The sequence below is a fragment of the Pseudobutyrivibrio ruminis DSM 9787 genome (assembly GCF_900218035.1).
GTDB lineage: Bacteria > Bacillota > Clostridia > Lachnospirales > Lachnospiraceae > Pseudobutyrivibrio > Pseudobutyrivibrio ruminis.
This window is the reverse complement of sequence record NZ_OBMR01000002.1, coordinates 259,735-278,892: the sequence shown is the minus strand read 5'-3', so window position 1 is coordinate 278,892 and position 19,158 is coordinate 259,735. Positions and strand designations below refer to the sequence as shown.

The following is a 19,158-nucleotide window of genomic DNA, read 5'->3' as shown; positions in this document are numbered from 1 at the left end:
GTACTTAGTGAATTGACGTTTTTTTGGGAGAATAATATGACACGAACCAACGAACTTAAGAAGCTAGAAACTATTTACCAAGAGAATAAAAGCAACATTGTGCTTTTATATGGCAGACGTGGCTGCGGCTGTGAGTCCGTTCTAGACGAATTCACCACTGGCAAGGATTATCTTTATTACCGTAGTCGTCAATGCTCAGACAACAAGCAGCTAAAGTATCTTAATGATCAGATGGCATCTGCTTATGATAAAAAGATGGAATCTGAATCTTTTGACGAGTGTTTCAAGAACTTCAAATCTAAAGATGGCTCAAAGCTTGTATTTATTATTGATGAAGCTCAGTTTGCTATCAAGAAGAATAACGATTTGCTTTCAAGCCTTGTTTCTTTAAAGAATAGAAAGCTTTATCCAGGCAAGATTATGATTATTATTGCTAGTTCTTCGATAGTATGGTCTGAAAACACGTTTGTAGAATTCGCTGGAAATTCCATTAATGAAATCGATGAGACTATCAAGCTTGAGAATCATTCATTCCTTGATATTGTAAGGGCATTTCCTAATTACACTGTTGCTCAGTGCGTTAGCACATACGGTATCATCGGTGGTGTTTCTGATTACCTTGACAGATGGAATGGTAAAAAGAGCATTAAGGCAAATGTCTGTGAAAATATATTATCTCCAACAGGATTTCTTTACTCGGAGGCTGAGGGGTATATTTCTTCAGAGCTTAGAGAATTATCTTGCTACAACACAATCTTAGGCTCAATTGCGGCAGGCAATGAAAAGCTTAATGATTTGTTTGAGGATACAGGATATTCAAGAGCAAAGATTTCTGTATATATGAAAAATCTGGCAGCATTTGATGTTATAGATAAGGTTGTTTCCTTTGAGACAGGCGGATGGGACAACACTAAAAAGGGTATTTATAGAATTGTTGAGCCTTACACAAATTTCTGGTTCACATTTGTATATCCTCATTTATCAGAGCTGATTTCACACACACCGGAAGCTTTCTATGACAAGTTCATTGCTCCAAGCCTGGATGAATACTTACAGAATTACTTCGTGGATGTATGTAGAGAATATTTACATCTATTAAATATGGTAGGGCAGCTACCAATCAAGCTTGTAAAAATTGGTACATGGCTTGGTAAAGAAGGAACAATTGATGTAATCGGACAAAGTACTAACCGAGAAAATGTGGTTGGTATTTGCAACTGGACAGAGAAGACTATGGGATACGAAACATACGAAAAGCTTCTCGATTCTATGAAGCAAGCTCGTATCACTGCAAACACCATATTCCTTTTCTCAGCAACTAAGTTTGACAACAAATTAGTTGAGCTTTCAAAAGAAAATAAATCTGTTGTGTTGGTGGACATGACGGAGCTATAAAGTTATAATATTTAGAGCCCCTTGCCTATGGCTAGGGGCTCTAAATATTATTAAAACTAAAATTAATTTTTACAAGGGAGTAATAAGTTTGGGCAAAAAATTGATTATCACTGAGAAACCATCTGTTGCAAGAGACTTTGCAAGAGTGCTGAAGGTTTCCGGAAATCAAAACGGATTTATTGAGAATAATGAATATGTCATTAGCTGGTGCTATGGCCATTTGGTTCAGATGGTTTATCCAGAGGAGTATGACATTAAATATAAAAACTGGAATCTTGAGGATTTGCCATTTTTGCCTACTGAGTACAAGTACGGTGTTGTTGAATCTGCAAAGGACCAATACAAAGTAGTTAATGGCCTTTTGCACAGAGAGGATATTGATACTGTATATTGGGCAGGTGACTCGGGAAAAGAAGGACAGACAATCGAGGAAAACATCCGTAATTATGGTGGAGTTCGTGATGGCATGACAGAGCTTCGTGTTTGGATTGATTCACAGACTGATGATGAAATCCTGCGCGGCATTAATGAAGCAAAGCCAATGAGCGATTATGCAAAGCTCGGAGCTTCTGGTATTATGCGTACCATCGAGGATTATAGTCTTGGTATTAATTTTTCCCGTGCATTATCTGTTAAATACGGCCGTTTGATAAACGATGCGGCAGCTACCACAAGCTATGCAGCAATTGCTATTGGTCGAGTTATGACTTGTGTGCTTGGTATGGTAGTTGAGAGAGAAAGAGAGATTCGTAATTTCAACGAGGATCCTTTCTTCAAAGTAGTTGGTAAGTTCTCAGATGTTAATTTCCCGGCTGAGTGGAAAGCTGTTGACGGATCCAAGTATTTTGAATCTCCTTTGTTGTATGGCGACAAAGGTAACGGCTTTAAAACAAAGGATAGCGCTCAAAAGTTAATAGACGATTTAACAAATTCGGAAGCCCAGGTTTCAGATAAGGAAACAGGTATTTCAAAGAAAAAAGCACCTTTGCTTTTCAACCTGGCTGAGCTTCAATCGGAGTGCTCTAAGCGTTTCAAGATTTCTCCGGCTCAAACCCTTGATATTATTCAGGAACTTTACGAGAAAAAGTACACCACATATCCTCGTACAGACGCCAGAGTCCTTACAACAGCAGTTGCAAAGGAAATCAATAAAAACCTTAACAAGCTTCAGTCTTACGGACCTACTGCAAAGTATGTTCATGAGATTCTTGCAGATAGAAAATACATCGGCATTGAAAAGACCAGCTATACAGACGATAGCAAGGTTACTGACCACTATGCGATTATTCCTACCGGTCAATGCAATGGAATAGAAAACCTTTCTCCTCTTAGTCAAAAGGTTTACGAGCTTATTGTTCGTCGTTTCCTTTCTATTTTCTATCCACCTGCAGAATACAAAAATGTAAAAATCACAGTTAAGATAGATTCTGAATGCTTCTTTGCAGGAGCAAAGCTGTTAGTAAAGCCAGGATACCTTGAAATCGCTGGCATCCCTAAGAATAAAAAGGATGATACAGGAGAATCTGATGATGAAAACGAAGATGCAGAGGATGATTTTTCTAAGGAGAAGTTTGCTGCATTTGTAGAGCAGGTCAATATTGGTGATGCTATTAATGTAAATGGCTTCGAATTAAAAGAGGGAAAAACATCACCTCCAAAGAGATATACATCTGGTTCTTTGATTCTTGCAATGGAAAATGCAGGAAAGCTTATTGAGGACGAGGAGCTTCGAGAACAGATTAAGACTACTGGTATTGGAACATCTGCTACACGAGGCGAAATACTTGAAAAGCTGGTTCGAATCGGATATCTCAATCAAAATAACAAAACTCAGGTCATTACGCCAGAGCGACTTGGCGAGATGATTTACGAGGTAGTTCTTTTGACTACACCATCTCTTTTAAAGCCAGAGCAGACAGCTAACTGGGAAAAGGGATTGGAAGGAATTATCAATGGTTCGGTAGAGTTTGATGATTACCGCAAAGAACTAGAGGATTACATTCGCACAGAGACAAAGAGCATGATAGATTCCGACCTGACTCAGACTATCGCTCTTAATATTAATCAGTTCACTGGTAAGGATTCTAAAGGTCTTGCTACAAGAAAGCCTCTTGGAATTAATTGTCCAGCATGTGGTGGCGAGCTTACCACTACATCCTTTGGATATGGCTGCAGTAACTACACTAACGATGAAATTAAATGTAGATTTAGTATCGGCCAGATTGCTGGAGTAGACTTACCAGAAGAGCAGTTTAGAAAGCTCATCCTTGAGGGTAAGACAGATTTAATAGAAGGATTTAAGAGTAAATCTAACAAGCCTTTTAAATCTGTGCTTAAGCTAGGCAAAAACGAAGATGGTGAATTCAACGTTAGCTTCGATTTCTCTGAAACACCTACTGAGTATGTTGAGGATTTGAAATGTCCTGTTTGTGGTGGAAGAATCGCAAAGACTGGTTATGGATTTGCATGTGAGCATCGTTTCCAGGAGGAAAATCAGTGCTATTTCTCTGTTGGTGAAATCGCTGGCAGAAAAATCTCATTAGAAGAGCTTGCCGCACTTCTTAATAATGGAATCACTGATGTGCTCACTGGCTTCAAATCAAAGACTAACCAGAAGTTCAGCGCCAAGATTCAATTAAAAGAAAACGAAGAGGGCAAGAAGGTTCTTAGCTTCAACTTCGATGGCATTGAGGCGGAAAAACTTCCAGATGTTAAATGCCCTGATTGTGGCGGAGATATTCTTGTCCGTCCTAGTGGATATGGCTGTGCTAATTTTAACGCACAGGATGAAAACTCCTGCAAGTTTTATATAGGTAAGACAATTGCAGGAAAGAATATCAGCCCGCAGGTTGTTACTGAAATTCTTAAAGAAGGAAAGTCAGATACACTTAGAGGTTTTAAAGGCAAGACTGGAAAGAAGTTTGATGCAAGGCTTGTTCTTAAAAAGAACGAAGAAACAGGTCGTACAGAGCTTGTATTTGATTTCGATGATGTGGCTCCTAACTATTTGGCAGATGTGGTTTGTCCTGATTGCGGCAATAAAATCATAAAGACAAACTTCGGTTTTGCTTGTGAAAAATACTTTGATAAAGAGAATAAATGTAATTTTGTTATAGGAGAGATCGCTTCTAAAAAGATTGGCGATGGTGATGTGAAAGAGCTTCTTACAGAAGGACACACCAAAACTATTCGTGGTTTCAAAGGCAAATCAGGTAAAAAGTTTGATGCCTGCCTTGTCCTTAAGAAAAACGAAGAAGGCAAATCAGAGATAACCTTCGATTTTGACAATGTAGAGGCCAAGGATATTAAGGACGTGGTTTGCCCTGTATGTGGTGGCAAAGTTGTTGTTACTCCATTTGGTTATGGATGCAGCAATTACAAAAAGGATGATCCTGAGAATTCTTGCGGATTTAATATTGGCCAGATTGCAGGAGTTAAGCTTAAAGAAGCGCAAGTAAAAGAACTTTTAAAGGATGGTATCACATCTACAATATCCGGATTTAAGTCTAAGAAGGGAACAAAGTTTGATGCAAAGCTTGCTTTGAACAAAGATGAGACTGGCAAGGTATCAGGAATAAAGTTTGTTTTTGAAGACGAAGAAAAGGTTATGGAAGGCTTGAAGTGCCCTAAATGTGGAGAGCCTATTTTAAAGAATCACTTTGGCTACAGATGTAAGAATAACATAAGGGACAATGTAGATAGCTGTCAGTTCTATGTAGGCAAGGTTGCTGGCGTGGACATTCCGGAGGACCAATTCAGAAAGCTTATCCTTGAAAAGAAAACTGATGTTATATCTGGCTTTTTAAGTAAAAAAGGTTTATTCTTTGATGCGAGACTTAAGCTCAATGATGAATGTAGAACAGAGTTTGAGTTCGATAATTATTCAGATGCAAAGTAATTTACATAAAGAAAGGGAACATTATGGAACAGACAAAAATTAAATCTATGTATAATTTGGACGAAACTATCGCTAAAGACTTGTTTGATGGAAAGGAATATCCATGGGAGGTTCTTCCAGAGATTTCTGAGTTTATCAAAAAGCTTGGCCCAACACTTGATCCTGAAAAGTTCGAGAAAAGAGGAGAGGATGTTTGGGTAGCCAAGTCAGCTAAGATTTTTGATTCTGCATATTTAAACGGACCTCTTATCATTGATGAGGATGCTGAGGTTCGTCAGTGTGCTTTTATCAGAGGTTCAGCTATTGTTGGAAAGAACTGCGTAGTTGGTAACTCTACAGAGCTTAAAAATGTTGTTCTTTTTAACAACGTACAGGTACCTCATTACAACTATGTTGGTGATTCAGTTCTTGGTTACAAGTCTCATATGGGTGCTGGTTCAATCACATCAAATGTAAAGCAGGACAAGACTCTTGTTGTTGTAAAATCACGCGATGGAGAAAATATTGAAACAGGATTAAAGAAATTCGGAGCTATGCTTGGAGACAATGTAGAGGTTGGATGTAACTCAGTTCTCAACCCTGGCACAGTAGTTTGCCCTCGTTCAAATGTTTATCCACTTTCTTCTGTAAGAGGAGTGGTTGAGGCAGATAGCATTTTTAAGAGCCAGGACAACATCGTTAAGAAAAACTAAAAAAGTTAAATTTTTTAAGACCCGTTCTTTAAAGAATGGGTCTTTTTTGTTAAACTAAATAAAGATTATTTTTATTAGGGAGGATTTATAAAAATGGGACTTATTCAAGCAGTTAAAGGCTCAGTGTCTGGTGAACTTGCAAATCAGTGGAAAGAATTATTCGTATCTGATTCAATGGCATCAGATGTACTTGTTAAAAGAGCTGTTCACAAGATGACTGGCCGCGGTACAAACACTCAGGGAGATGTTGATGTTATTTCACATGGCTCTGCAATCATTGTAAACGAAGGTCAATGTGCTCTTTTAGTTGATAGCGGAAGAATTATCGATGTTGCTGCAGAGGCAGGTGCATATGAATGGGAGGATAATGGTTCTGCTTCTATTTTTGCAGGTGACTTTATCGATGTATTTAAGGAATTCGGACGTAGATTTACATTCGCCGGCGAGAAGCCAGTTCAGCAGAGAGTGTATTTCGTTAATACAAAGGATATTGTTGGTTTGAAGTTCGGCACACCATCACCAATTCCTTTCAGAATTCTTGATAACAACATTGGATTAGATTTAGATACAACACTTAAGCTTAACGGTAACTACAGCATGAGAGTATCTGATCCTACTCAGCTTTATGTTAACCTTGCAGGTAACGTAAAGAACGAATACACAGTTGATGATATTCAGGATCAGCTTCGTGCTACATTTATCCAGGCTCTTCAGCCAGCACTTGGCAAGCTTACAGCGCTTGGCGTTAGACCTTCAGGTATTCCAGCTTATACAAAGGAAATATCTGAGGCTATGAGCGATGAGCTTGATCAGGAGTGGACTGATAAGTACGGTCTTGCAATTACATCTGTTCAGATTCTTACAACAGTTATTCCTGATAAGGACGCTGATTTACTTAGAGAACTTCAGAAGTCTGGTGCACTTCGCTCACAGGCTATGGCAGGTGCAACACTTGTACAGGCTCAGGCAGAGGCAATGAAGACAGCAGCTGGCAATGCAAACGGTGCAGCTATGGGATTCTTTGGCATGAACATGGCTATGCAGGCTGGTGGTGCAAACGCAGCTGATTTATTAAATGCAGGTGCTGCAGGTATGGCAGCAGGTCAGCAGTTTGCTGGACAGCCAGGTCAGCCAGTACAGCCTCAGGCTGCTCCAGTTCAGGACGCAGCTGCAGCACAGCCAGGTAGATGGTTCTGTCCAAATTGTGGTAATGAAAACTACGGCAATTTCTGCGTAAATTGCGGAACTAAGAGACCATAGGAAGGAAGTTAAAAAATGGCTACAATGTTCCCTTGCCCAAGTTGTGGAGGGCAACTGAAGTTTTCGCCAGAACGTATGCAAATGCTTTGTAGCTCTTGCGGTCAGTATACAGATCCAAGAGCATACAAAGGTAATGATATTGAAAATGAGGCAGGTATAAATACTACAATTTATACCTGTCCTAATTGTGCTGGGGAAATTCAGGTAATAGATAACGATGGTATGGAATTTTGTCCATACTGTGGTACTCAGACTACCATGCAGGAACACTTTTCTAAAAGTGGTGTTCCTAAATATATTCTTCCTTTTAATCTCACAAAAAAGGAAGCTCGTGAAAAATATCTAGAGGAAGTTAAACATATTCATTTTGTCCCTGATGGATTAAATATCGATGACAATATTGATAAGCTTGTTGGACTTTATACTCCATATTATCTCTATGATTATTCGTCAGATGGTGATGTTTCATTTGTTGGTAAACAGACATCTACAAGTGGAGATTATGAGGTTACAAAAGAAACCCAGTTTAATGTTAGGGTTGACGTGGATGATATGAAGGTTCCATTTGATGCATCACAGACATTCGACGACAATGTTTCTGGCTCAATCAATCCATTTCCGCTTAATGAATTGGAAAAGTTTAATCCAAACTTTTTAGCAGGATTTTTCGTTGAAAATTCTACTGTTGATAAGGAAATCTATGTTGAGGACGCATTAGAGGAAGCTAAGAACTCACTTTGTAACAAAGTTAAAGCTAAAGCGGATGGATATGATTTGACTAGCAGAGAAGATGAAAGAATTCATAATGATGTTGCTTCGAAGCTACAGTATAAGGGATGCGAAGGAGCATATCTTCCTGTCTATTTCATGACTACACGTAATTACGATAGAGTTTCATATTCTGTAATCAATGGCGCTTCAGGTGCTGTTTATTCTGATATGCCTATCGATAAAAGAAAGATGTATGCCACGGCAATTGCTGCTTCTATTGTTATATTTTTAGTTCTTTTTGTTTTGAGCTTAACTTTTAGCTTTACTTATCGCATAAAGAATCTTTGTGGGTTTGCTGCACTTGTTTCTTCATTTATAGCTTACTATGGTGCAAAGATTGCAGATGGTGTCTATAGACGTGACAATCATCTTGATGATAAGGGGTATTTTAAGAGCAAGGATGTTGTTACTAGCAATAATATAAAGCCAATCAAAAAGAAAGCTAAGAAGAAGATTAATAAAAAATCTACAAAGGCAGCTCTTTCTGGTGCTGGAGCAGTTGTTTTATTTTTGCTTTTAAAGGGCGGATATGCATTTATCATAGCAGGTATACTTTATGTTATTGAGAATGGTAGAGTTGTTGCAAATGTTCTTAATGTTATTTTGATGTTAGCTATGTATATTTTTAGTTTTGCATTCATTATTACAGGCTTTAATGCAGTTAAAAAGGGACAGAAGACAGTTCTTTTGCTAGGCACATTTGGATGGATTGCCGCAATTCTCATAAGAATAATCAACCTTCCAAACGACATAATCTATTACATAGCTTTAGCTATCGTGTTTGCGATTATCGTCTTTACTATTGACTGTACTGTTAGAGAGTACAACAGACTTGCAACACGCCCATCACCACAGTTTATGAAGAAGGGAGGAAAGCTAGAAAATGCGAAAGGCTAAATATTTCATTTTCTTATTTTTAGTATGTTTGCTACTTCCTATTCGTGCTGAAGCTAAATCAAATGTAACTATTATCGATGATGCTTATTTGCTTAGCGATGATGAATATGATGAGCTTGAAGAATATCTGGATTCTTTGGATAGCAGCTATAATTATGTGGTTGCTACTACAGATGAGTCTAATTATGGGCAAGATGAAGATTCTATTCTTTTTGATTTCTATACTGAAAATTACAACTCAAGAGAGGATGGAGTCGCTTTCTTGATTGATATGTACCATCGAGAGTTGTACTTATCAGGATATGGAAAGGCCCAATACGAGATAAAAAATGCAGATGCATATGATATTACAGATAATGTTTATAGATATGCGTCAGATGGAGAGTACTACGAATGTATTTATTCTGTTTTTGAGCAGTGCAATACATTGATTAATGATGGAATAATCCTTAGACCAATGAGACTTATAGTTACAGCTCTAGTTTCTATAATTCTCGGATTCTTACTTGTATTCTTAAAAGCAGTAAGAGAGAGAGCAAGGGTTCAGACATTTACTCCTGCAGAATTGCTTCTAATTGGAGCTTCCATTGCAGGAACATCTACAGTACTAAATACAACTCGTAGAAAAATCGCATCAGCTGGAAGTTCATACCACGGTGGTGGCGGTGGATTCTCTGGTGGCGGCGGATTTTCCGGCGGTGGCGGCGGTGGCCATTCAGGCGGAGGTCACAGCTTCTAAATATTTAGATAATTTTTTAACGAAAATACAAAAGAATACTTTACTAAAGCCACAGAAAGTGAGAAAATGTAATCAATAACGCGTTTCTATGCGTTTATATAATTAGGTCATTAATGTAGGTAGCAGTATATTAATGGAATTATAGAAAGGAGTTCTACAATGATTTACACAAAAGAAGTAGAAAACATGTGTCCTGTAGCAAAGGGCGCAAAGCATGAACCAGCTCCTATCCCTGAAGAGGGAAAATGGGTACACGCTAAGCAGATTTCTGATATTAGCGGTTTCACACACGGTGTTGGCTGGTGTGCTCCACAGCAGGGTGCCTGCAAATTATCTTTAAATGTTAAGAATGGTGTTATTGAGGAAGCACTTGTTGAGACAATTGGTTGCTCAGGTATGACACATTCAGCAGCTATGGCTGCAGAGATTCTTCAGGGAAAGACAATCCTTGAGGCTCTTAATACAGACCTTGTTTGCGACGCTATCAACACAGCTATGAGAGAGCTTTTCCTTCAGATCGTTTACGGACGTACACAGTCTGCATTCTCTGATGACGGACTTGCAATCGGTGCTGGTCTTGAGGATCTTGGAAAGGGTCTTCGTTCACAGGTTGGTACAATGTACGCAACAAAGGAAAAGGGTGTTCGTTACCTTGAAATGGCTGAAGGCTATGTAACAGGTATCGCACTTGATGATGATAACGAAGTTATCGGATATCAGTTTGTTTCTCTTGGAAAGATGACAGACTTCATTAAGAAGGGTGATGATCCTAACACAGCATGGGAAAAGGCAAAGGGCCAGTACGGTCGTGTTGACGATGCTGCTAAGATTATCGATCCACGTCAGGAATAATATAGGAAAGGAGAAACAAAAATGGCTTTATTTGAATCATATGAGAGAAGAATTGATCAGATTAACGCAGTTCTTAATAAGTATGGTATCAGCTCAATCGAAGAAGCTGAGAAGATTACTAAGGACGCAGGTCTTGATGTATACGAGCAGGTAAAGAAGATTCAGCCTATCTGCTTCGAGAACGCTTGCTGGGCTTACACTGTAGGTGCTGCAATCGCTATTAAGAAGAATTGCCGCAAGGCTGCTGATGCAGCTGCAGCAATCGGAGAGGGACTTCAGTCTTTCTGTATTCCAGGTTCTGTTGCTGATCACCGTAAGGTAGGTCTTGGACATGGTAACCTTGGAAAGATGCTCCTTGAGGAGGAGACAGAGTGCTTCTGTTTCTTAGCAGGTCACGAGTCATTCGCTGCTGCTGAAGGTGCTATCGGTATCGCTGAGAAGGCTAACAAGGTTCGTCAGAAGCCTCTTAGAGTAATCCTTAACGGTCTTGGAAAGGATGCTGCTCAGATTATTTCTCGTATCAATGGTTTCACATTTGTTGAGACAAAGTACGATTACAAGGAAGCTAAGCTTAACATCGTATCAGAGAAGGCATACTCAAACGGTCTTCGTGCTACAGTTAAGTGCTATGGCGCTGATGATGTTCAGGAAGGTGTTGCTATCATGCATCATGAGAACGTAGGTGTATCTATCACAGGTAACTCTACAAACCCAACACGTTTCCAGCATCCAGTAGCTGGTACATACAAGAAGGAGTGCGTTGACCTCGGCAAGAAGTACTTCTCAGTTGCTTCAGGCGGTGGTACAGGACGTACACTTCACCCAGATAACATGGCAGCAGGTCCTGCTTCATACGGTATGACAGATACTCTTGGACGTATGCACTCAGATGCTCAGTTCGCTGGTTCATCTTCAGTTCCTGCACACGTTGAGATGATGGGTCTTATCGGTATGGGTAACAACCCAATGGTAGGTGCAACAGTTGCTGTTGCTGTTTCTGTTGAGGAAGCTGCTACTGCTGGTAAGTTTTAATTAAATCGAGCGTAGCGTTATATTAAAGAGCTCTTAGGTTTTGCCTAAGGGCTCTTTTTTGATGAATATTTTAAAATAATATGTTTTTTTTGTGCATTGTATTACACATTATAAAATTCATACTATAATATTTTAAGAGAATTAATGGACGTTTATTTATATAGGGGGTAGTTCTATGGGCAGAGAAGAAAGAAAAGAGGCTATTAGAGAGAGATTAGACCAAAATCTTTCAGAAGAGCAAAAGGAAAACATTGCAGGAGTAGTAAAGATTGCGGAACACAATAAAGGCAATTTTTTCCAATCAATTACATTTCAAAATATTATTGTTAATGTAGTAATATTAGTTGCATTTATCGTATATGCGATAATATCAAATACTGCAATGCAAAGTGTGAAGTCACAAGCTTTAGTGGCAAGTGAGAATGAGTTGATATGTGCTGAGGAATCAGCTCAATTAAGACAGGATATTATACACATATCTGCAGAAATAAATCGCACTTTAGGTCAATGTGAAGCAGGTACTATAATGAGTGCTTCAGAATTTGATGATATGAACTCATATATAGATGACTTAGAAAATCATCTTACTTATATGGAATCATCAATAATAGTTAGCAATGTATCAGATGGTGAGCAAATAGTTGCGGATTTAAGAACAAATACAGAAGCTTTTGCATCATCTGCTGAAACATTAAAGGGATATATAGCAGCTTCGGATATGGCTGGAGCTATTGGATATGTTTCAACTGAATATGGTACCAATCTGGAGGCTGCTTATGCATCACTTGATGCTGTAGATGCTGCTATTACTTCATTGAGTGAAGGTTTTTCAGGGTATTTAGATAGCTACATTTCGCAAGTATCAATGAAGGGCTACTTTGTAATGGGAATAGTTGTGGTTCTTATTATAGTTAGCTTCCTGCTTTCATTTATTAGAATTAACAAAACTATTCTTGGTATTTCTTATGAATTACAATCAATTATAAATAATATTAATAGAGGAAAAGGAGACCTTACAGCTCGTATTAATACGAAGACAAAAACTGAACTAGCTATGATATCTGATGGAATCAATGAGTTTCTTGGAACACTTCAAGGTGTTATTAAGGATGTTAAAGAGGGCGCTAGCGTTCTTAGTACATCTTCAGACAGTATGGTTGTTAAGATTCAAAGTGCATCTGATAATGTCACTAATACTTCAGCAGCAATGGAAGAGTTGGCAGCGTCAATGGAGAATGTTTCTACTACAGCAATTGATTTAAATGACAAGGTATTTGAAGTTAGAGAGGCTACGAATGCTATAGATGCCGAGGCAAAAGAAGGCGCTTCTAAAGCAAATGAGATCAAAATGGCAGCTGATGAAATCAAGAAAGAAGCAACTGAGAAGAAGGATAACACTGGAGCTAAGATGGAAGAGTTATCTAGAGTTCTCGAGGTTTCTGTAAAAGAATCTGAGCAGGTCAACCAAATTGGTGATTTGACAAACGAGATTCTTGACATTGCCAGCCAGACAAACTTGCTTGCTCTTAATGCATCTATCGAAGCTGCCAGAGCTGGTGAGGCTGGAAAGGGATTCGCTGTTGTAGCTGATGAGATTAGTAAACTTGCAGCAAACTCAAGAGATACAGCTGGAAATATTCAGGAAATTTCTGCTAAGGTTACAGCGGCTGTTAAAACACTTTCAGATAATGCGGTTCAAGTTATTGAATTCATCAATGAAAATGTTTTGGCTGATTATGATGCCTTCGTAGAAACTGGATCTAAATTTGAAGATACAGCTATAATGATTGATGAAATGTTGGCTACATTCTCAGACAAGGCAGATAATCTAAACAATGTAATGAATGAGATGGCTGATAGAATTGAGACAATTTCTAATTCTGTAAATGAAAGCTCTAATGCTATTGGTATGAGCGCTCAGGCTGCTACGGAAATCGTTGGTGAAATCCAGGGCATCAATGAAGCTATGGATCAAAATAATGATGTTACAAAGCAATTAAATTCAAGTACTCAAAAATTTGAGATAGTTTAGGCTTTTAGAATTTAATATTAGAGCTCTATAGATGTAATCTATAGGGCTCTTTTTATATCTTAAAAAAATACTATAAAACCCAATATATTTATTGTGCTGCTAGTTCCATAATTCTGAATAATGGTGTAGAATACGATTGCTGTGCAAAAATATAATTACTAAAAGGATGAAGGCAATATGAAAAAGAAAAAAGAACTAATGGGTGAGAATTATTCTTCTGAAGGAAGAAAGGAAGGGGGCAGTAAATTCTTTTATTCAATTAAGTTTCAAAATGTCGTTTTGAATCTATTGATTCTTCTAGCATTCATGCTATATGTATTTACTTCAATTGGCGCACTGTACAAATTAAAAAATTACGCAGTTACAACAGGCAATAGTCAGTTGGAGTGTGCTAGAGAAGCCTATGAATTAAAGGCAGATGTAATTCATATTTCAGCAGAACTCAATAGATACATGGGACAGGCTGAATCGGGGACAGTTATTACTACATCAGATTTTGAGGTTATGGATTCGTATATTTCTGATATAGATTCACATTTGAATTATTTGGATAATTGCTTATTAGTTAGTGATTTGGAAGATGGCGCACAGCTTGTATCAACAAACAGAGAAAATGTTGAGGTTTATTTATCAGCAGTAGATAACATCAGAAGTTGTATTCTTAAGGGAGATGTTGCTGGTGCTGTAAAGTATGTATTTGGTGATTATGGTACATACCTGGACAATATCAATGAATCAATGGATGCGTTAAATAACGGCGTAAATGATTTACAATCAGGTTTTGGAACTTATCTTAGTTCATACGTTTTTGACGTTTCTATTGGCGCGTATATTGTTATGGGCATAGTAATTGCACTTATTGTGGTTTCTTTTGTTCTTACTTACGTAAGAGTGAACAAGAAAATTATTAGCATGTCTAATGAGCTTCAAGAAATCATTAATAGTATAGAAGATGGTAGAGGAGATTTGACTACACGTCTTAATACAAATACAAAGACTGAGCTTAGTCTTATTTCTGACAATATTAACCAGTTTATGGAGACATTACAGAATGTAATTAAGGATGTAAAATTTGGAGCAAATGTTTTGAAGACTTCTGCAGATAGCATGGTTGGAAAGCTTCAGAGTGCTAGCAACAATGTTACAAATACTTCTGCAGCAATGGAAGAATTGGTTGCTTCTATGGAAACAATTACATTCTCAACTGTAGATTTAGAGGACAAACTTAAGATCGCTAAGAAAGCTACTGCAGCTATCAGTGAGGAATCACAAACAGGCTCAGAGAAAGCTAATGAGATTAAGCTTCAGGCTGATGAAATCAAAAAAGAAGCTAATAGCAAGAAAGCTAATACGGGCAGCAAAATTGAAGAGCTTTCATGTGTCCTTGAAGAATCTGTTAAAGAATCAGAGCAGGTTAATCAGATTAGCGATTTGACTAATGATATTCTTGATATTGCTAGTCAGACAAACTTACTTGCACTTAATGCTTCTATTGAAGCTGCTCGTGCTGGTGAAGCTGGTAGAGGTTTTGCGGTAGTAGCAGACGAAATCAGTAAGCTGGCTGCAAACTCTAGAGACACAGCTGGAAATATCCAGGAAATCTCTGAGAAAGTTACTACAGCAGTTCAAGCATTGTCAGACAATGCAGTTCAGGTTATCCAGTTTATTAATGAAAATGTTTTACGTGATTATGATGCATTTGTAGAGACTGGTGATAAGTTTGAAAACACAGCCACTATGATTGAAGAAATGCTTGCTGCATTTTCTGATAAGACAAATAATCTTAACGAAGTTATGGATGAAATGTCTGCAAAGATTCTTACAATTGGAGATTCTATTCAGGAAAGCTCAATGGCGATAAATATGTCTGCTACAGCAGCTACTGATATTGTTAGTGAAATCCAGGGCATTAATGATGATATGGATAAAAACAGTATTGTTACTAAGCAGCTTAATGAAAGCGCTATGAAATTCGAAGTAGTATAATTATTTGCCTATTGCGGAGATAATCTGCAATAGGCTTGTTTTTTTGGTCAGATACGTTTATAATTTACTTTACTACTTTTAATCACTAAAGTAACTGGAGGATGGACAGATGAAAAAGGAAATTTCAAAGCTTTTAGAAGTAAGAGAAAGCGTTAGGGTAGTAGATGCTACACTTCGTGATGGAGGTCTTGTAAATGATTTTTATTTTACAGACGAATTTGCAAAGGCTCTTTATCTTACAAATGTAAAGGCTGGAGTTGACTATATGGAAATGGGTTATCGAGCTGACAAAGAACAGTTTGATGAGAATTCTTTTGGCCCATGGAAGTTTTCATCTGATGATTATATTAGAAAGATTGTTGGCGATAACAATACTGATTTGAAGCTTGCAATTATGGCAGATGTTGGTCGTTGTAATTACAAGGAGGATATTCATCCAAAGGCAGAAAGCCCTGTGGATCTTATTCGTGTTGCTACATATCTTCATCAGCTTCCTGGAGCGGTTCAGATGATTGAGGATGCTTATAAGAAAGGTTACGAGACTACTTGTAATATTATGGCTATTTCTACAGCCTCAATGGAGGATATAAAGTCAGCCCTTGATATTGTTTGCCAGACACCTATTTCATGCATTTATATCGTAGATAGCTACGGCTCTCTATATCCAGAACAGACAGAACGTATTGCTGATATGTACTATGAAATTGCGTCTAAGTATGACAAAAAGGTGGGAATGCATGCACATGATAATCAAAAGCTTGCGTTCGCAAATACGATAGAGGCTGTTGGTGACAATGTAGATTATTTGGACGCTACATATTGTAGTATGGGCCGTGGAGCAGGAAACTGTGCTATGGAGCTTCTTCTTGGCTTTCTTAAGAATCCAAAATATAAGGAGAGATATGCTATCAAGTTTGTAGAGGACTATATGATGCCATTAAAGGAACAGGGCGTTGTATGGGGATATGATATGCAATACCTTACAACTGGTCTTTTAAATCAGCACCCAAGAACAGCTATCCAATTTACAAAAGAAGGTAGAAAGGATTACTTCGCTTTCTACCAGGAAATGCTTAATTTAGATTAAAGATTAGTTAAAATTAATTTTGCAATATTAGCCCAGGTGTGATTCGCATTTGCGATATTAAATCCGCCTTGGGCTATTTTTTTTAGCTCATCAGGCTTATCCAAATGACTATCTACCATAGAAGAAATTTCATCCATATGATTCAAATCATAGAATAGTATATTTTGGTCATGCTGATATTCTGAAAGCAGCAAAGTAGTAGGGTCGGTGAGAGAAACGGCTCCATTTAGCTGGCCTGAGAATACTCGGTCGTGGCTACCTGCTTTGAAATTTGGCATGATATTTACAGATATTTTAGCCTTAGAAAAAACTGTAAATGTAAGATTGAATGGAATCTCGCGATGGAGAGTGGCATGCTTTAAATCTAATTCTTCCCAAAGTGCGCCAAAAATATGGAAGTTGTGACTGCATTTATCCAGCTCTAACACAAGATTCTTTCTGTTTATGCAGCGCACATAAGCATCTGCCAGATAGAAAGATTGTGTATGTAAAGGAAGGTCGGAATTAATGTAGTCGTAGATTTCGTTTCTTGCCAGAGTTTCAACAGCATCCTCTATTGTAAGGCTACTGTCTGCAAGCATCATATCAATCAATTCGTATACGTTTTGTGCAAGGAAATCTGGAATCTTATGGATGGCAGCTTCAAGTCTGGTAGGGTCCGTATAAGTGCCGGATAAAAGAATATCGTATGGGCGCTCATTATAACCATCCCAGTTGATGGCGTCGTTTCCGAAGGCTAATTCGCCAGTCATTGGTGTGACAGTAACTGATTTGATATGAGGATAGTATTTTAGAATGTAGTCTCGGTGCTTTGCATCTAGGCAAACTACATTGAAATTGCTAAGCTTATGCTTCAATGAATCATGATGATATAGAGGGTGGTCTAGAATAACATCAAAAAAAGGCGCATCTACATGATCTAGAAAATATGAATCGTCATCCATAAGTGCACGAGGCAAATCGGAATTGAAATCGATAAGTGCATCGTATTTTGCTCCTACATAGTTTTCTAAATCGTCTAAGGCGTCTTCGTCTACTTTAAAATATTCTACTGTATGTCCCATATCGGTGAGAGCTTTGCCTAAAGCGTCCCCGAAGTAAAGATAGGAATTATAGCATACAGTTTTCATCTCAAAAATTAAGAATTTCATATAGCCCCCTATAAGAATAGTTCACAAATATTTTATCATATTTAATTTTCACTATGTTATACTTTATGTAAACGTTAAAGGGGGAGAATATGATTAAAGCAGCAGCATATAATTGTGAGCCATTACAAAATCCGTTCATATTTGATGAAGTGTACAGCATGATCAGTCCCCAAAGACGAGAACATGTTGACGAGGCTAAGACCTTAAAGGGCAAATGTGAGAGATTAGGCGCTGCCCATCTTTTAGAAAAACTTCTATGGGAAAATCACATTGAAAGACCATATGTCTATTCATCAACTTCTCAAGGAAAACCCATTTTTATACAGCCGAAAAACGTAGATTTTAGTATTTCGCATTCTAATTTTTTTGCAGTAGCGGCAATTTCAGATAAGCCTGTTGGAATTGATGTTGAGCGAATTCGTCCATACGATAGAGATTTAGTTGAACGCTTTTTTACAAAGGCTGATTTAGAGTACTTGGAATCATTAAAGAAAACCGAGGTAAACAAAAAATTTACTGAGGTTTGGACATTTAAAGAGGCTACCTGCAAGATGATGGACCGACCACTAATGCAGGTCCTTCAGTGGATTGATTTCAGTGAGTACTGTGATTTTGAAAAGGGAAGTACTTACTGGACAAAACAGGGATTTGAATTCAGAGATTTTTATATTACTTTGTGTTACGAAGATAAGAGACAGCCAATTCAAATGGGACTCTATAACCCATATGATGGAAAGTATTACTAAATTTACTAAATTCTGAAATCTTTTTGGTTGACATATAAATTGTTTGTGATAGAATTTGTAATAGTTTCGTACTTCAAAGCATTAAAGTGCAAACGAGATTATATTTTTAGGAGAGCATTATGGAGTCTAAAAAAGTTCTTTCTATTTTAGTAGAAAACACACCAGGTCTTACAAGCCGCATTTCAGGCTTATTTTCAAGAAGAGGATACAATATCGACAGTTTCTCAGCGGGTGTCACTGCTGATCCTAGATATACACGTGTGACTATTGTTACACATGGCGATGAAATGATATTGGAACAGATTGAAAAGCAGGTGTCAAAACTTACAGAGGTTGTTGATCTCAAGGTTTTGGAGCATGGTAGCTCAGTAAAAAGAGAGCTTATGCTTGTTAAGATTTCTGTTAGAAATGACGAGAGACAGGATGTTCTCACAATCGTTGAGATTTTCAAGGGAAAGGTTGTAGATGTTACTCATGATTCTATGATTCTTGAACTAACAGGCAACCAGGACAAATTGGAAGCATTTTTAGATATGCTTGGAGACTACGACATCTTAGAGCTTGCTCGTACCGGTCTTACTGGTCTTAGCCGCGGCTCAGAGGATGTAGTTATATTATAA

At 37.9% G+C, this 19,158-nt stretch carries 14 protein-coding genes; 13 read left to right on the top strand and 1 reads right to left on the bottom strand.

Annotation, left to right across the window (positions count from 1 at the left end; translation table 11 throughout):
• Positions 1-36 precede the first annotated feature (36 nt).
• From CRN97_RS01350 to CRN97_RS01300, 11 genes are all read left to right on the top strand, one after another.
• Positions 37-1,395, top strand: a complete 1,359-nt coding sequence (locus CRN97_RS01350) for an ATP-binding protein (protein ID WP_097075563.1) — start codon at positions 37-39, stop codon at positions 1,393-1,395.
• Between the two features lie 88 nt (positions 1,396-1,483).
• Entirely contained in the window at positions 1,484-5,293 is a 3,810-nt protein-coding gene (locus CRN97_RS01345; RefSeq protein WP_097075562.1) for a DNA topoisomerase III, read from the top strand.
• Between the two features lie 23 nt (positions 5,294-5,316).
• Complete coding sequence (locus CRN97_RS01340; RefSeq protein WP_097075561.1) at positions 5,317-5,985, top strand: LbetaH domain-containing protein; 669 nt, start codon at positions 5,317-5,319, stop codon at positions 5,983-5,985.
• 93 nt (positions 5,986-6,078) lie between these two features.
• On the top strand, positions 6,079-7,245 hold the full coding sequence (locus CRN97_RS01335) for an SPFH domain-containing protein (RefSeq protein ID WP_097075560.1): 1,167 nt from the start codon (positions 6,079-6,081) through the stop codon (positions 7,243-7,245).
• 15 nt (positions 7,246-7,260) lie between these two features.
• Entirely contained in the window at positions 7,261-8,913 is a 1,653-nt protein-coding gene (locus tag CRN97_RS01330) for a hypothetical protein (protein WP_143483224.1), read from the top strand.
• Complete coding sequence (locus CRN97_RS01325) at positions 8,900-9,652, top strand: TPM domain-containing protein (RefSeq protein ID WP_097075558.1); 753 nt, start codon at positions 8,900-8,902, stop codon at positions 9,650-9,652. The genes CRN97_RS01330 and CRN97_RS01325 overlap by 14 nt, the downstream gene beginning before the upstream one ends.
• Positions 9,653-9,811: 159 nt before the next feature.
• Positions 9,812-10,504, top strand: a complete 693-nt coding sequence (locus CRN97_RS01320) for an iron-sulfur cluster assembly scaffold protein (RefSeq protein WP_033154250.1) — start codon at positions 9,812-9,814, stop codon at positions 10,502-10,504.
• A gap of 21 nt (positions 10,505-10,525) precedes the next feature.
• Entirely contained in the window at positions 10,526-11,536 is a 1,011-nt protein-coding gene (locus CRN97_RS01315; RefSeq protein ID WP_074789019.1) for a GGGtGRT protein, read from the top strand.
• 175 nt (positions 11,537-11,711) lie between these two features.
• Complete coding sequence (locus tag CRN97_RS01310; protein WP_097075557.1) at positions 11,712-13,568, top strand: methyl-accepting chemotaxis protein; 1,857 nt, start codon at positions 11,712-11,714, stop codon at positions 13,566-13,568.
• A 177-nt stretch (positions 13,569-13,745) separates the two neighbouring features.
• Entirely contained in the window at positions 13,746-15,554 is a 1,809-nt protein-coding gene (locus tag CRN97_RS01305) for a methyl-accepting chemotaxis protein (protein WP_097075556.1), read from the top strand.
• A gap of 109 nt (positions 15,555-15,663) precedes the next feature.
• Positions 15,664-16,641 (top strand): aldolase catalytic domain-containing protein, encoded by a 978-nt coding sequence (locus CRN97_RS01300; RefSeq protein ID WP_097075555.1) that lies wholly within the window; start codon positions 15,664-15,666, stop codon positions 16,639-16,641.
• Here CRN97_RS01300 and CRN97_RS01295 read toward each other — a convergent pair.
• Complete coding sequence (locus tag CRN97_RS01295) at positions 16,638-17,792, bottom strand: glycosyltransferase (protein WP_097075554.1); 1,155 nt, start codon at positions 17,790-17,792, stop codon at positions 16,638-16,640. The genes CRN97_RS01300 and CRN97_RS01295 overlap by 4 nt on opposite strands.
• An 89-nt stretch (positions 17,793-17,881) precedes the next feature.
• Here CRN97_RS01295 and CRN97_RS01290 point away from each other — a divergent pair, with 89 nt between their 5' ends.
• Together CRN97_RS01290 and ilvN are read left to right on the top strand one after the other, a co-directional pair.
• Entirely contained in the window at positions 17,882-18,538 is a 657-nt protein-coding gene (locus CRN97_RS01290) for a 4'-phosphopantetheinyl transferase family protein (protein WP_097075553.1), read from the top strand.
• Positions 18,539-18,657: 119 nt separating this feature from the next.
• Entirely contained in the window at positions 18,658-19,158 is a 501-nt protein-coding gene (ilvN, locus tag CRN97_RS01285; RefSeq protein WP_044934754.1) for an acetolactate synthase small subunit, read from the top strand.